This window comes from Amaricoccus solimangrovi, from assembly GCF_006385685.1.
GTDB lineage: Bacteria > Pseudomonadota > Alphaproteobacteria > Rhodobacterales > Rhodobacteraceae > Amaricoccus > Amaricoccus solimangrovi.
Genome location: NZ_VFRP01000020.1, coordinates 38,916 through 53,369 on the forward strand (window position 1 = coordinate 38,916; position 14,454 = coordinate 53,369).

General features: G+C 47.9%; 13 protein-coding genes. 7 read left to right on the top strand and 6 right to left on the bottom strand.

Annotation, left to right across the window (positions count from 1 at the left end):
* Positions 1-22: 22 nt before the first annotated feature.
* The 4 genes from FJM51_RS26205 to FJM51_RS26220 form a co-directional block, all read right to left on the bottom strand.
* Complete coding sequence (locus FJM51_RS26205; RefSeq protein ID WP_140455328.1) at positions 23-1,285, bottom strand: TolC family protein; 1,263 nt, start codon at positions 1,283-1,285, stop codon at positions 23-25.
* The gene (locus FJM51_RS26210; protein ID WP_140455329.1) at positions 1,272-3,170 is read right to left on the bottom strand and encodes an efflux RND transporter permease subunit; all 1,899 of its coding nucleotides are present in this window, start codon (positions 3,168-3,170) and stop codon (positions 1,272-1,274) included. The genes FJM51_RS26205 and FJM51_RS26210 overlap by 14 nt, the downstream gene beginning before the upstream one ends.
* Positions 3,171-3,196: 26 nt before the next feature.
* On the bottom strand, positions 3,197-4,477 hold the full coding sequence (locus tag FJM51_RS26215) for an efflux RND transporter permease subunit (protein WP_140455330.1): 1,281 nt from the start codon (positions 4,475-4,477) through the stop codon (positions 3,197-3,199).
* Positions 4,478-4,620: 143 nt separating this feature from the next.
* Positions 4,621-5,052 (bottom strand): HYC_CC_PP family protein, encoded by a 432-nt coding sequence (locus FJM51_RS26220; RefSeq protein ID WP_140623702.1) that lies wholly within the window; start codon positions 5,050-5,052, stop codon positions 4,621-4,623.
* Positions 5,053-5,437: 385 nt separating this feature from the next.
* Here FJM51_RS26220 and FJM51_RS26225 point away from each other — a divergent pair, with 385 nt between their 5' ends.
* Both FJM51_RS26225 and FJM51_RS26230 read left to right on the top strand, forming a co-directional pair.
* Positions 5,438-7,717 carry a heavy metal translocating P-type ATPase gene (locus FJM51_RS26225; protein ID WP_210240321.1) on the top strand — a complete coding sequence of 760 codons (2,280 nt, stop codon included), beginning with the start codon at positions 5,438-5,440 and terminating at the stop codon, positions 7,715-7,717.
* Between the two features lie 112 nt (positions 7,718-7,829).
* A complete protein-coding gene (locus tag FJM51_RS26230; protein ID WP_025603864.1) occupies positions 7,830-8,039 on the top strand; it encodes a heavy-metal-associated domain-containing protein in 210 nt (69 codons plus the stop codon).
* Between the two features lie 92 nt (positions 8,040-8,131).
* Here the strand turns inward: FJM51_RS26230 and FJM51_RS26235 are convergent, their stop codons facing one another.
* Complete coding sequence (locus tag FJM51_RS26235) at positions 8,132-9,103, bottom strand: nucleotidyl transferase AbiEii/AbiGii toxin family protein (RefSeq protein ID WP_140455332.1); 972 nt, start codon at positions 9,101-9,103, stop codon at positions 8,132-8,134.
* Positions 9,100-9,825 (bottom strand): type IV toxin-antitoxin system AbiEi family antitoxin domain-containing protein, encoded by a 726-nt coding sequence (locus FJM51_RS26240; protein WP_140455333.1) that lies wholly within the window; start codon positions 9,823-9,825, stop codon positions 9,100-9,102. Before FJM51_RS26240 ends, FJM51_RS26235 begins: the two co-directional genes overlap by 4 nt.
* A 401-nt stretch (positions 9,826-10,226) precedes the next feature.
* Between FJM51_RS26240 and FJM51_RS26245 the strand changes: the two genes are divergently transcribed.
* From FJM51_RS26245 to FJM51_RS26265, 5 genes are all read left to right on the top strand, one after another.
* The gene (locus FJM51_RS26245; RefSeq protein WP_181163798.1) at positions 10,227-11,288 is read left to right on the top strand and encodes a helix-turn-helix domain-containing protein; all 1,062 of its coding nucleotides are present in this window, start codon (positions 10,227-10,229) and stop codon (positions 11,286-11,288) included.
* 1 nt (position 11,289) lies between these two features.
* Entirely contained in the window at positions 11,290-11,769 is a 480-nt protein-coding gene (locus tag FJM51_RS26250; protein ID WP_140455335.1) for a hypothetical protein, read from the top strand.
* Between the two features lie 301 nt (positions 11,770-12,070).
* Positions 12,071-12,784: a multiubiquitin domain-containing protein gene (locus tag FJM51_RS26255; RefSeq protein WP_210240322.1), complete on the top strand. Its 714-nt coding sequence runs from the start codon at positions 12,071-12,073 to the stop codon at positions 12,782-12,784.
* The gene (locus tag FJM51_RS26260) at positions 12,759-13,937 is read left to right on the top strand and encodes a ThiF family adenylyltransferase (protein ID WP_140455336.1); all 1,179 of its coding nucleotides are present in this window, start codon (positions 12,759-12,761) and stop codon (positions 13,935-13,937) included. Before FJM51_RS26255 ends, FJM51_RS26260 begins: the two co-directional genes overlap by 26 nt.
* The gene (locus FJM51_RS26265) at positions 13,918-14,379 is read left to right on the top strand and encodes a ubiquitination-like system serine protease family protein (protein ID WP_140455337.1); all 462 of its coding nucleotides are present in this window, start codon (positions 13,918-13,920) and stop codon (positions 14,377-14,379) included. Before FJM51_RS26260 ends, FJM51_RS26265 begins: the two co-directional genes overlap by 20 nt.
* Positions 14,380-14,454 lie beyond the last annotated feature (75 nt).

The window sequence follows — 14,454 nt, forward strand, 5'->3', positions numbered from 1 at the left end:
AAGGGCCAGCAAATAAAGAATGCTATTTTTCAATTTCCTTCTCATAATTCACAACCATTAAGTACAGCTCCTGCAGCCTGTTCAGATATTCCATCTGCGCCATGTTCAGCGCCTCCCACGCATCAATCGCCTCGGGCAGCTGCGCGGTGTTCTGCTCGTAGGCCAGCATTGTCACATCGTAGTTTTTCTTTAGGGCGGGAATGATCTTTTTTTGATAATTCTCCGTCTGTGCCCACAGGGTGTTCAGTTCCAAAGCCATGTTCCGTATCATGCCCTGGGCCTCGTTTACAATAGATTCCCTTTCCTGCTGCATGGCCTCTATCTCCAGGTTCATGGCCTTGGTGTTGGCTTTGTACATTTTGGAAGACCACGGGGCGATCGGGATAGAGACCATGCCCATAGCCGTGAACTGTTGCGGCATCATGCTGTTACGCGGGTACATGTGATCAAAGCGGATACGGAAGTCGGGCTTACGCTCCAGCTGCTCCAACTCCACGTTCAGCCGCATGGACTGAACCGTTTTGTCCAGCTGGCGCAAATCGCTTCGGACGTTGATAAGGCTGCTGGTATCCACGGCAAGGAGTGCTGGCTCCGGCATCATTACTGCGGTGTCGATGCGGTACCGCTGCTCTTTAGGCAGGTTCATCAGTATATTCAGCTGCACGTTTTGCTGCTCCATCTGGCTGGCCGTCATCAGCTGCATGTTCTGCACTTCATGCAGGCGCCCTTCTGCTTTGTACACGCTTCCCAAGCTTCCCTGGCTGTAAGGGTAGCGGATTTTAGCCAATTTTAGCATGTACTCCATAATGTGCTCGCTATCTTGCAGCACATCCATCTTTTTTTCGAGCACCACCCAGCTGTAGTAGGCGGCTTTCGCCTGTGCCCGCAGCTGATTGAAGGTAACATCCCTGCCTGCGGTCTCGATAGCCGCTCTGGACTTTAAATACTTCTCCTTGGCGCGCAGCTTGGCAGGGTTTGGGATAGCCTGCTCCGCTGAGAGCATGTAAGACCCTTCCCGCTCATCACGCTCTACGCTTTGGCGGGAGTAGGGCATCATAAACACGCCGCCACCCACCATGGGTGCCATCCAGCTTCTTGCCCCTTCTGCATAGGCATCCATGGCCCTGGCCCGGTAGTCATATTCCTGAAGCATCGGGTTACTGCTGCTGATGCGCTGCAGTACGCTGTCCAGGTTCATGATCTGTTGCTGGGCCAGCGCCGGAGCGCTGGCCAGCAGCATCACAAACAACCAAACAAAACACTTGTATTTCTTAATGCTTAACATCGTAAATTTCCAATTTGCCGTGTTTCTTTAACTCATACTCTTTTGTCATCTCAAACACCACCGGCGTTACCAGCAGGATGTGAACCGAAGAGGTAAATACCCCCCCGATCAGCGGAAGCACAATCGGTAGCATGATGTCCGATCCTACTCCGGTGGCCCACAATACAGGAACTAAGCCAAACAGGGACACTGACACCGTCATGATCTTTGGGCGAAGGCGCTTGGCCGCACCTTTAAAGACATAGTCGCGGATATCCTGCTTCGTGATCGTGTCACGGGAGTTGCCTTTCGTGGCCACCAGCTCTTTCATCGCCTCATTCAGGTACACGATCATCAGCATACTTGTCTCCATGGCCAGGCCAAACAAGGCAATAAAGCCCACGGCCACGGCCACCGACAAGTTAACGCCATAGAAGTACACAATGTACACACCCCCGATCAAGGCGAAGGGAATAGTACCCAGGTTGATGAGTGCTTCTTTCAGGGACTTAAAGGAGAAGTACAGGATGAAGAGGATAATCACCAGCACCAGCGGGATGATGATTTTGAGTGTGTTATTGGCGCGTACCTGGTTTTCCCACTGCCCGCTCCACTCCAGATAATAGCCCTCCGGTATGCCTGTCACTTCCATGTTGATCTTTTCGATGGCCTCCTGCACGGTGCTGCCCAAGTCACGGTCCCGAACATTAAACAGCACCGCCCCGCGCAGCTGCGCGTTCTCCGAGTTGATCATGGGCGGTCCGTCAGTAAATCGGACGGTGGCCACGGAGGATAAAGGCACCGTGCCAGCCGAGGAAGTCTGGATCGGGATGCGCCGGATGCGCTCTACGCTGTTACGGTACTCCTGTGCCAGCCGCACGTTAATGGAAAAGCGCTCGCGCCCCTCAACGGTGTTTCCGATAGGCGTGCCGCCCAAGGCCGACTCCACGATCATGTTCACATCGTCCACCGTCAGGCCATAGCGCCCCAAGGCTTCCCGGTTGATGTCAATCTCCAGGTACTTGCCACCTGTAATGGGCTCCACGTACAAGTCCTTCACACCCGGTACTCCGTTCAGCGCCGTTCTTACCTTTTCAGACACAGCCGCTATGGAATCCAGGTTCTGGCCGTATACCTTCACGCCCACGTCGGTGCGGATACCGGTGGCCAGCATGTTGATACGGTTGATAATGGGCTGGGTCCAGCCGTTGACCACCCCTGGTATCTGCAGCTTGGCATCCAGTTCCTGGATAATGTCCTGCTTGGTAACTCCCTCGCGCCACGCTGACTCCGGTTTCAGCATGATGATTGTCTCAATCATGCTGATAGGGGAGTTGTCGGTGGCGGTGCTGGCACGGCCGGCCTTGCCCAACACGCTCTCCACCTCGGGCACCGACTTAATGATTTTGTCCTGTACCTGCAGGATGCGCTTGGCCTCTGCGTTAGAAATGTCGGGCAGCGTGACGGGCATGAAAAGGATGGACCTTTCATCCAGCGGCGGCATGAACTCTGTGCCCAGGCTAAAGAGCATGGGAATAGAGATCACCAGCGCCAGGATGTTTATGCCTAGTGTGGTTTTGCGCCACTTCAGGCACCACCTCAGCACAGGCCCATACACTTTCTCCAGCGCTCTGTTGATTGGGTTGGCGCTCTCCTCCTTGAACTTTCCTTTTAGGAGGAAAGAGATCAGCACAGGCGTGAGGGTTATGGCTATAACAGCATCCACTATCAGGATGAATGTCTTTGTCCAGGCGAGTGGGCCGAAGAGCTTGCCTTCCTGCCCGGTGAGCAGAAACACAGGCAAAAAGGAGGCGATGATAATCACGGTACTCCAGAATACGCTGGGACCCACCTGCTTGCTGGCCCTTTCAATTATTCTGAATCTATCTTCTTTCGATAATTTCATGTTCTCTGTCTTTTGAAAGATTTCGGTTAGTCCTCCCAAGGTTTACCCTTGGTCGCGTCGGCCAGGTGCCGGTAAGCATTCTCTACCATCACGATGGCATCATCCACGATCACGCCGATGGAAAGGGCTATGCCTGTGAGGGACATGATATTGGAGGAGATGCCAAAGGCATTGAGCAGGATAAAACCGATAGCGACCGAAAGGGGTAGCTGGATCATGATCACCAGGGCACTACGCCAATGGAAGAGAAAGAGGAGCACTACCAACGAGGCCACAATCATTTCCTCGATCAGGGTGCCTTTGATTGAGTCTATGCTTTCGTTGATGAGGCCGCTACGGTCGTAGACGATGTTGAACTTCATGCCTTCGGGCAGACCTTTGGCGACTTCCTTCATCTTCACCTTCACGTTTGCGATCACCTCTTCCGCATTCTCCCCGTAGCGCATCACGACGATGCCGCCCACGGCCTCGCCTTCGCCGTTCAAGTCGAAGATGCCCAGGCGGCTCTCACCTGTCATCTGCACCGAGGCCACATCCCTTACCCGTACCGGGATGGTGTTGCTGGTAGTGATGGGTATATTCTCAATCTCTTCGGCAGACTCTAAATAACCGGTTGTTTTGATGATGTAGCCAATATCCGAAAGCTCAAACTTGCGACCTCCCGCCTCATTGTTGTTGGCCCGCACCGCCTGAATCACCTGCGGAACGGAGAGGTTATAATAAGTAAGCTTGTTGGGGTCAAGGGTGAGCTGGTACTGCTTCTGAAAGCCCCCGAAGGATGCCACCTCGCTCACACCCTCCACGTTCTGCAGCGCAAACTTCACATACCAGTCCTGTACGGCGCGCTGCTCACCCAGATCCATGCCAGGGGCATCCAGGGTATACCACAGGATGTGGCCGACACCGGTACCGTCAGGGCCCAGGGTAGGGGTTGCGTCTTCAGGCAACATGTTGCCAACAGAGTTCAGACGCTCCAGCACGCGGGTGCGGGCCCAGTACACGTCCGTCTCATCCTCAAAGATGATATAGATAAAGCTCATGCCGAACATGGACGTTCCCCGCACATATTTCACTTCGGGTAGGCCCTGCAGGTTCGTCACGAGCGGATAGGTAATCTGGTCTTCCACGAGCTGCGGGCTGCGGCCCATCCATTCGGTAAAGACGATGACTTGGTTTTCAGACAAATCCGGAATGGCATCTACCTTGTTTGTCTGCACGGAATAGACGCCCCAGCCAAACAGCGATGCAGCGATGAGCAGCACCATTACACGGTTGCGGAGCGAAAAGGAAATTAGCTTTTCGATCATGGGAATAAATGAATAACCTTAACAGGAAATGACTGGCAGCCACAGGAAATGACAGAGACGGACATAGTGCCAACGGACAGCCAATAGTGTGGCTAGGCTACACCAGCACACTCGTCCAGAGAGGCACATGTAAGACTGTAAGGTTAAATAAGAAAGGACTGCACCAGAACAGGTATGTCCCGGGCAATGGGAGGGGAGGTGTAAAGCGCGTAAGCAGGTTTAAGTTCCTCCTGAGGGGCAAAAAGCTGCAGTATCACCACTTTTACAGCGGCAATGAACTTAAGATCCAGCGTTTTAGTGGGCGTAAGCGCCTTCGCATCCGTGGTTATATCCAGGCGCTCTATGGTCAACCGGTGATCTTCGCAGCAGCTTCTCTCCTTAGGCTCTTCCTCAGGGGCGTGGCAAGGAGGCAGCTTTTCTTTCATCTGCTCCATGGGACATTCATCTGCCTGCCCGTACAAATTCAGGTCGCGTATCTCTCCGGCACATAAATGCATGCCTACCGATATGCCTGTCGAGGAGACAAGCACTAGCAGTGCAAGCGTTAGCAGTATGATCCGGTGAAGCACTCTCATAAGATGATTTTGCCACAAAGTTACAATAGAAGCAGCTGGCACTGTTACATAATTAGCATTTTATTTTACATATTTATTGGACTCTCTTGACTAGGTCATGCAGCTATATAGGCTATAAAGCACAGAGAGTAGCTTTACGCCCCACTTTAAGGGTCTAACAAACGACTTTCAGCTCCCTTTTGTTCAGCCTTAAGTTACGTATGCTCCCGTAAATAAAATAGGCACTGTGGCTGTGGGTGACAGTTAGCCAAAACCGGTCTGTTGTATTTCAACGGCTCCTACTGTCTACAGCATGCTATCAGAGTAAATCTGTAACTCTTTGCTAGAATTTTGTAATAGCAAGCGCTGGGTCAGGATGTACCTTTGTGTTATCAAGAACGACTAAATGAGTGGCAAAATGGAGAATAAAGTACTAACCCCTGATAAGGCTGTAGGTCAGCCCACTGCACAGGAGCAGAGAGTGTCTTTACCGGTTACAGGTATGAGCTGCGCCTCCTGCGCCCTCAGCGTGGAATCCATGGTAGGAGCCCAGCCTGGAGTGTCGCAGGCAGCGGTGAACTTTGCCTCCCAGACACTCCAGGTGTCTTATAGCCCTGATAAAATCACCCTTGCCGAGATACAGCGAAATGTGCAGGAGATAGGTTTTGACTTGATCGTTGATGAGGAAAACGCCCAGGAGAAGCAGGAAGAAGAGCAGCATAACCGTTACCAGACGCTGAAGAAGAGGACTATCGCAGCAGCCATTCTTACCCTGCCGGTGTTTATCATCGGGATGTTTTTTATGGATATGCCTTACGGGAACTGGATCATGATGGTGCTGAGCGCCCCGGTGCTGTTTTACTTTGGCCGAAGCTTCTTTATCAATGCCTTTAAGCAAGCCAGAAACGGAAAGGCAAATATGGACACGCTGGTGTCATTGAGTACAGGCATCGCCTTTGGCTTCAGTGTGTTTAACACCTTCTTTCCGGAGTTTTGGCTCACACGCGGGCTGCACCCGCACGTGTACTTCGAGGCCGCGGCCGTCGTGATCGTGTTCATCATGCTGGGTAAGCTGCTGGAGGAAAGGGCTAAATCGAATACCTCCACAGCCATTAAGAAGCTGATCGGCCTGCAGCCTAAAACCGTTTGGCTGGTAGAGGGGGACCACGAGCGGGAGGTGCCAATTTCACAGGTGCAGAAAGGCGACCTGCTGCTGGTGCGTGCCGGCGAAAAGATACCTGTGGACGGAGAGGTGGCGCAGGGCACTTCCTATGTAGACGAGTCGATGATTTCGGGGGAACCCGTACCGGTGGCCAAGCAGAAAGGAGACAAAGTGTATGCAGGCACCATCAACCAGAAAGGCAGCTTCCGATTTGTGGCCGAGAAGGTAGGCAGTGAGACCATGTTGGCCCAAATTATTAAAATGGTGCAGGAAGCGCAGGGCTCCAAGGCACCGGTACAGAAACTCGTGGACAAGATCGCGGGTATTTTCGTGCCAGTCGTGCTATTGATCGCGCTAGTAAGCTTTACGACTTGGTTGATGCTTGGCGGTGACAATGCACTGACGCAAGGGCTGCTAGCCTTGGTCACCGTACTTGTGATTGCCTGCCCATGTGCCCTTGGCCTGGCAACCCCAACCGCTATCATGGTGGGTGTGGGCAAAGGTGCTGAGAACGGCATCTTGATTAAAGACGCCGAAAGTCTGGAGCAGGCCCATAAAGTGAATGCTGTTATTCTTGATAAGACGGGCACCATAACGGAGGGCAAACCTGTATTAACGGATATAATTTGGGCTGGTGGAGCGGAAGCCCGAAAACAAACCCTGCAAACCATACTGCTGTCATTGGAACTGCAGTCAGAGCACCCGTTGGCTGAAGCAGTGGTCCGCTACCTGAAAGACCAGGAGGTAAGGTCACTTGAGCTGGACACGTTTGATAGTGTAACCGGGCGCGGGGTGAAAGCTTCCTTGCACGGAAACCGGTATTTAGCAGGTAATCATAGATTATTAGAAGAGGAAGGCGTACATGTTGATCCGAAGCTGACACAGCTAGCCAGCTCTTTAAGAGATGAGACCAAAACTGTTATCTTCTTTACAGAGAATAGTAGTGCTGTAGCTTTAGTAGCCATTGCAGACCAAATCAAGCAAAGTTCGGCGGCAGCCATCCGAACATTGCAAGAGCAGGATATTGAGGTGTACATGCTTACTGGCGATAATCAACAAACCGCTGCCAGTGTGGCAGCACAGGTAGGCATAAGGAATCATAAAGCAGAGGTTTTGCCTTCGGATAAAGCCGCTTTTGTAAAAGAGTTGCAAGCTCAAGGCAAGGTAGTAGCCATGGTGGGGGATGGCATCAACGATTCGCACGCCCTGGCACAGGCTGATGTCAGTGTAGCCATGGGCAAGGGCTCTGACATAGCCATTGATGTCGCCAAAATGACCCTCATTTCCTCGGATCTGCAGCAGGTTCCTAAGGCACTGAAGCTATCGAAGCAAACGGTGCGGGCCATTAAGCAAAACCTGTTCTGGGCCTTTATCTATAACCTGATAGGTATTCCTATTGCTGCAGGTGTGCTTTACCCGCTGTACGGCTTCCTGCTGGATCCCATGATTGCAGGTGCGGCCATGGCTCTGAGCTCTGTGTCTGTAGTTACGAACAGTTTAAGGCTGAAGGCGCAGAAACTGTAACCGTGGTGAATAATTATATAATAAATAATAAATATTGTGTAATAAGAAAGGTCTTGATGGGATCTATCTTTGTAAAATCCAAACTAAGTATAACTTCTAAAAGCATAAAAACATGAAAGACTTAAAGTTTAAAACCAACATAAACTGCGGCGGCTGTGTTTCTAAAGTAACCCCAGTACTCAACGCCGCCGAAGGTGTTTGCGAATGGACTGTGGATACAGCCAACAAAGACAAAGTGCTTACCGTGAAAACAGACTCTCTCTCTGCCAGTGAGGTCATCGCCACTGTAGAGAAGGCTGGCTTTAAGGCACAACCTATTTAAATCAGTAATAGCCGGAATGGTTCGTTATAAACAAGGGAAGGCTCCTCATTCCGAAGAGCCTTTTCTTTTATCGTAATATCCCTTCTTATGTACTAAAGGTTAATCTTTTGCGCTTTGATACGTGCGGAGATTATTTCTAAAATAGTAATCACCTCTTCCGGGTCAGGCAGCGTACCATACACGAGGGAGCGGAATTCCTGCTGGTAGGCCGTCTCTAAAGAATTCCAGACTCCTCTCACGTCGGCGAACAGCAGGCAGGCATCCAGCGGCTGCATGGCCCAGTCGCCCTGAAACTCGCTGTTGCGGGCATCATCAGCCTGCACGGCCTGAATCATCTCAAAGAAGTCCTCGCTGTGCAGAAATGCGGTCACTGCAGGTGCTTTCAGCATGGCGTGCAGGTCATATATGTGGCGGATCTTGCTACCTAATTCATCTACCGGGTTTTCGGCATAAGAAGCCCGCACCAGGGCGAGCACTTTCTCTGTGAAGGTGCGCTCCAGACTTACCACATTTACCTCAAAAGGCTCTAGTGCGTACTGGCGGATCATGTCCAGCAACCCACGTTGAGCCATAAACTGGCTGATGTAGGTCTTGATTGGCATCAGCTGGTGCGGGTTGGGGCTGGCAAAGGAGTTGATTTCCACCAGAATCTTGTCGGTTGCCTGGCCATAGTCCCCCTGCACGGAGGCTCCATAGTCGTGCAGCGTTTTGCGGAAGCGGGAACCCTTGCTGGTCCGGAGCGGATCATCTACCTCCACCATGTCCTTTGTGATCTCTTTTGAGATTTTGCGGATCAGCTGCATGACCTGGTTGTTAGTCATGCCCTCGTCAGCGTTGATGGCCAGGTCGATGTCCTCTGAAAAGCGCTCGATCAGGTTGTAGGCTTTGGACAGGGAGGTGCCGCCTTTGAAAATGGCCTGCTCCACGTAGGGGGAGTGGGCCAGGCGGTAAAGCACCAGTGTCACCCAGTAGTCCTTCTCCACGTACACATCCCTGATCTGCAGGGCCTCTGCCGTAGCCGTAATGGCATCCCGAAACACCTCCGGGTTTTGGTGCAGGTTCATATAATATTCCAGTCCTTTCTGTTAGGCAGTATGCTCTCGCTAATGCCCAGTTTGTATTTTGTCAGCGGGTTCAATGACTGCCTTAGTCTGTCTGCCTCCTCTGTAAAGCCCAGACGCTCCAGCAGGGCTCCCAGCAGGGCGCGGGTAGCGGGGTTATAGTCCAGCGCCAGCTCCATGAGCCGATCCTTGTCGCGTTCAGCTAGCTCTTTGATATACTTAAGCAGAATAAGGATCGTCTTTTCGCTGTTGCGGTCCGGAATCTTCTTGTAACCGCGCAGAGCGTCCAGGATCTGAAGCTTGTCAATGTCAGACTCCTTGAAGTTGGTGGGGCTTTGAACATAACGGACTTTGGTTTTCCCTACATTCGCTACCCGGCGCTGCTTGCGTGTCATTAGCGTCACCTCCTGGGGAACCTGCGTGGTCAGACCTAGCTGGTTGTAAAGCCCCAAACCGCTCTCGTACCCTTTGACTTCGCCTTTGGAGGTGCTCAGGCTCTTGATGATCTCTTTTTCGGATGGTTTTACTTTTCCGAAAACAGTTTCCTTTTGCTTATAGTAGCGGCCTTTTGCCAGCCGGTTAATTACCCCTTGCTTGGCCAGGCGGCTGAGCGCCGCCGCCAGGGCCTCCAGCTGGCTGTCGTTTACCTGAAAATCAGCGTAAGTTAGTAGCTGACCGGGCTGGGCCTGATCAATTCTTTCCCGGACTTGCTGCATGATGCTCATTGTTTCCTTTCTAAGTTGTGCACTAGTTTAGCCTAATGGTTCTATAAAGGTAGTAGCTTGCCTATCATTTGTCAAGTTTTTTTGTTATTAAACTTGACAAATGACAAAAAAAACTTTAAAAGGAGCTTCTTAAATCCTCCAAGCGTTTTTCTCCTTTTATGCTGCATCATACTTGGCAATGTTTTGGACTACAGCCTCAGGCATTATATAACGTGTAGCAGATTCGCCTATCAGGACCAAGCTTGATTCTACTTTATAGGTTATTACGGCTTACTTGATTGTATTAAAACAAGAAGGTGTATTAATTAGTAAACAAAATACTCTATATAGAGATATTTTTTTGAAAAATGCACCGTATACAAAAATTAAAAACATACATTTGTATACGAAAGGTCGGAAAAATGGAAAACATAGTTGCAATCAATCTTACACGAGCCAGGCAATTCAGAGGTTTAACGATGGATCAATTAGCTGGCAAGATTAATTGTTCGAAGCAAGCTATAAGTCATTATGAGAATGGTGTGAGGTATCCTGATAGCAAAACCTTACTAGCTATAGGTGATGCTTTAGATTTAGAGTTAGATTATTTTTATAGTGATAGTAGTGTAAAATTTAGCTTACATAACATTAGTTACAGACAAGGCTTCGGCCTTGATTCTAAACAAAAGCAGGATGTAGAAGACGAAACAAGCTCATTATTAAGTGACTATTTAGAACTAGAAGCCATTGCAAAAGAACTCGTTGTTTTTCAGAACCCCCTTGAAGATCTTGTGATTAGCAGTACTTCAGATGCTGAGAAAGCTGCAAAGCAACTTAGAAAGAGGTGGAAATTAGGAGAGGGTCCTATATCTAATATTACTGGTCTTCTGGAGAGAAAGGGTGTGAGAATCATTAAGTGTGACTTTGACTTTTTTTACACTCACGAAGGCTTGTCCGGTTGGGCTGAAGATAAGAAAGTTCCAGTAATTGTCCTTAATTCTAGACAGCAAGACTTGTCCCGAATGAGGTTTACAATTCTTCATGAGCTGGGTCATCTCTTATTGGTAATGGCTGAGAATGTGGACGAGATCGCTATTGAAAGAATTTGTGACGCTTTTGCAGGGGCTGTGCTGCTTCCAGTTGAAATATTAATCCAAGAGTTCGGGAAGAACAGAACAGCTATTACGATGCCTGAACTCAAGAGGATTAAAGAGCTATACGGAATATCTGTTGCTGCAATCATGGTCCGAGCTTCTGTAACCAAGCTGATATCATGGGATGCCTATAACAAGTGGAAGCAATCTGACTTCTCTGATTTTGACTATGGGCAGTTTAGTGGTACAGAGGAGCCACAAAGGTTTGAACAGATGCTGTACCGTTGTTTAAGTGAACGAAAAATTGGTTTTGACAAAGCTGCAAGATTGGCCAGAAGAGATGAGGCCGAGCTAAGAAAAATTTATAGCCAGCAACAATTAGAGTTTTGAGATGGGCCCGATAGTTATAACAGAGATCAACACAGCAGCAACGCTGTACAGGTTGGGCCTGTTGAAATACTTTAACAGCAACAACCTGAGCATACATATAACAGACATCTGTTATAACCATAAAGGTAGCCATGATGTGTTAACTTTATACAATAACAAAATGCTTGCTAAACGGATGGAAGAACAAGGCTTTCTAAAAGTTGTAGAACTAACTGAGATCCAGATGAAGCAAGTAGCAAAACTGTACAGTGAATATAAGCCCAAGTTTGTTGTTAAGACTATATCAGCACTTGTTTATGCGCACGAGGGAAACATGAAGGTGATCAGCGAAGATGAGCTATTAGGAGATGTTGCTAGAGGCGAATTGAACCTGAAGGTCTACAATCAAGAATGGTTTGTTGACAGCCTGCTACAGGAACTTGTAGCAATGGGAGTTAAAATTGATTCTTCACAATTAAAAGAGATGATTCAGTATTTCTAGAGAAATATATTATAGAAGAATAATAAAGAAAAAAGCCAGGCATTGATACCTGGCTTGTAGATTCCGGTTAAGGAAGACAAAAGCCTGCTAAGCTTTTGGGGTTCTATTGATTTCGCACTTCAAAGTTACCTCCTTTAACTGAAATCCGCAAGCTTACTGGTGATTATAAACTACCTATGACAAAACATAGGTGGGCCTGCATGTTCAATTTTAAGATTTTATAAAAGCACGTGCTTGTAATCGCATACTGGGTAGAGCCCCAGCTGCTGCAGAAATGATATGTGGCAAACAGTATTATTTGTTGAATATCAAAGTTAAAGAAATGACTTTAGCCAACGGGGCGCCGCAAACGCAAAAAAACAAAAAGGCTCTGAAATTTATGATCGAAGGGGAGCCTTTTGAAACATTAGATCAGTATAAAACGGGAGCCGAGTTAAAACAACTCAGAGGTATTCCCCAAGGAGTAGAGCTTTTTCTGTCAATTAAAGAGCCTTACGAAGACGAGTTGATAGGTAATGACACCAAGGTTAACTTGGCAAGGCCTGAAATAGAGCGCTTCTTTGTAAAACAAAAGCTGAAGCTCACCATAAATAAAGAGCCTTTTGTGTGGTTTAGCCAGTTTATCTCTGGCAAACAGATCAGAGAGTTGGGTAATATTCCAGCTGAACATGAGATTTATCTTGACATCAAGGAGCCCTATGTGAATACCCTTATTCAGGATGATACCGTGATTGATCTAGCCAGACCTGGTAAAGAACACTTCTTCTCTAAGGAGCAATCTGTTAAGGTTATTATCATCAATGGCAGACCAAAGGATTGGGCCGATAAAACAGTCACCTTTGAACAAGTCGTTATATTGGCCTTCGGATCTTTTGATAATAGCCCGAATAAGGTGTACACCGTTACCTTTAGTGAAGGGCCAGTATCAAAGCCTGAAGGTACTATGGTGAAGGGCTCAGTTGTTGAAGTTAAAAACAAAATGGTTTTCAATGTCTCAGCAACTGATAAATCATAGTCCTGACCTAAAGCGTCTTAGAGACGAAGGCTATGAAGTAGAAGTACTTGGTGGATATTTACTTATCCACCAAGTACCCTATCTTAATGATATTGGTGAGGTTAAGCGCGGGACATTGGTGAGCGACCTAGTATTGATAAACAATACTACAGTTGACAAACCCAAAGATCATGTGATTCACTTCATAGGTGAAAACCCCTGCAACGTTGGTGGAACGGTTATTTCAGCGATACAATATGTAAGTACTACTAGAGCACTTAGGGAAGGCATTACTGTTAATTATTCGTTTTCCAACAAGCCTCAAGGCGGTTACCCGAACTACTACGAGAAATTTAAGAGGTATGCTGAGGTGATCTCTGCTCCTGCGAAGTACTTGCATCCTGATCTTACGGAGAAAACTTTCAAGGTAATACCCTCCAGGAATGAGGAGTCAGTGTTTAAATACATTGACACAAACTCTAGTAGGGCAAACATTGACATAATTAACTCAAAGTTTAAGGGGCAAAAGGTTGCCATCATAGGTATTGGAGGTACTGGAGCTTATGTTTTAGACTTGGTTGCTAAAACGCCAGTGCAGGAAGTACATATATTCGATGGAGATCACTTCTTACAACATAATTCATTTCGCTCACCTGGTGCAGCATCCGTTGAAGATTTAGATGAAAAGTGGATGAAAGCTAAATATTTTGCAGATATCTACTCTAAAATGCACAATGGTATAACTCCTCATCCCTACTATGTGGATGGCTCCAATTATCACGAACTTGATCAAATGGACTATGTTTTCCTATGCGTTGATAAAAATAGAGTTAGGAAAGGCATTATGGATTATTTACTGCACAAAGGCATCCCTTTTATAGATGTGGGCTTGGGCGTTAATGTCGTTGATGACAAGTTGATCGGGACCACTAGGGTAACTGCGGGTACACCTTCCAAGAATGATCATCTCAAGGACAGAGTTTCTGAGGTGGATGATGAGAATAATGAGTACTCGACAAATATTCAGATTGCTGACCTAAATTCGCTTAATGCGTCTTTGGCGGTCATCAAATGGAAGAAGATGTGCGGCTTTTATCAAGACTTGATCGAGGAGCACCACAGTGCATATTCAATTAACGTCTCTAAAATTTTCAATGAAGACCGTACAGCATAATTTTGTTGAGTTCATACCTGATCATTTAGACGAGGGGGTGCTGTACATTTCCTTAAATTATTGCACAGCCATACACAAATGTGTGTGTGGCTGTGGCAATGAGGTTGTTACGCCATTCTCCCCAACGGATTGGTCACTAACATTCAATGGGAAAAGTGTCACCTTGAGGCCTTCCATAGGTAATTGGAACTTTGAGTGCAGATCCCACTACTTTATTACTCAAAACAAAATAGAGCGGTGTAGGGATTGGACCAACAAAGAGATTGCTGTTGGGAGAAACGTTGATAGGGAGAATAAAGCTGATTTCTATTCAGAGGATAAGTTAGAAGCTGATGTAGACATATTTGAAAACAGGATTGATCAGAGTGAAGGAGCTTCGAAGAGGTGGAGCCTAAAGTCTATATTTACAAAAATAAAACTGAGTTGGACTCGGCGGCAATAGTGCTGCCGAGGATTATAATTAAAAATATGACTATTGCACAACTGTTCAAATACCGCTGTAGGCATATAAGAGCAG

Excerpts from the sequence above, each read along its gene's own strand:
- FJM51_RS26205 (WP_140455328.1), bottom strand. The coding sequence starts at position 1,285 with ATGTTAAGCATTAAGAAATACAAGTGTTTTGTTTGGTTGTTTGTGATG.
- FJM51_RS26210 (WP_140455329.1), bottom strand. The coding sequence starts at position 3,170 with ATGAAATTATCGAAAGAAGATAGATTCAGAATAATTGAAAGGGCCAGC.
- FJM51_RS26215 (WP_140455330.1), bottom strand. The coding sequence starts at position 4,477 with ATGATCGAAAAGCTAATTTCCTTTTCGCTCCGCAACCGTGTAATGGTG.
- FJM51_RS26220 (WP_140623702.1), bottom strand. The coding sequence starts at position 5,052 with ATGAGAGTGCTTCACCGGATCATACTGCTAACGCTTGCACTGCTAGTG.
- FJM51_RS26225 (WP_210240321.1), top strand. The coding sequence starts at position 5,438 with ATGAGTGGCAAAATGGAGAATAAAGTACTAACCCCTGATAAGGCTGTA.
- FJM51_RS26230 (WP_025603864.1), top strand. The coding sequence starts at position 7,830 with ATGAAAGACTTAAAGTTTAAAACCAACATAAACTGCGGCGGCTGTGTT.
- FJM51_RS26235 (WP_140455332.1), bottom strand. The coding sequence starts at position 9,103 with ATGAACCTGCACCAAAACCCGGAGGTGTTTCGGGATGCCATTACGGCT.
- FJM51_RS26240 (WP_140455333.1), bottom strand. The coding sequence starts at position 9,825 with ATGAGCATCATGCAGCAAGTCCGGGAAAGAATTGATCAGGCCCAGCCC.
- FJM51_RS26245 (WP_181163798.1), top strand. The coding sequence starts at position 10,227 with ATGGAAAACATAGTTGCAATCAATCTTACACGAGCCAGGCAATTCAGA.
- FJM51_RS26250 (WP_140455335.1), top strand. The coding sequence starts at position 11,290 with ATGGGCCCGATAGTTATAACAGAGATCAACACAGCAGCAACGCTGTAC.
- FJM51_RS26260 (WP_140455336.1), top strand. The coding sequence starts at position 12,759 with ATGTCTCAGCAACTGATAAATCATAGTCCTGACCTAAAGCGTCTTAGA.
- FJM51_RS26265 (WP_140455337.1), top strand. The coding sequence starts at position 13,918 with ATGAAGACCGTACAGCATAATTTTGTTGAGTTCATACCTGATCATTTA.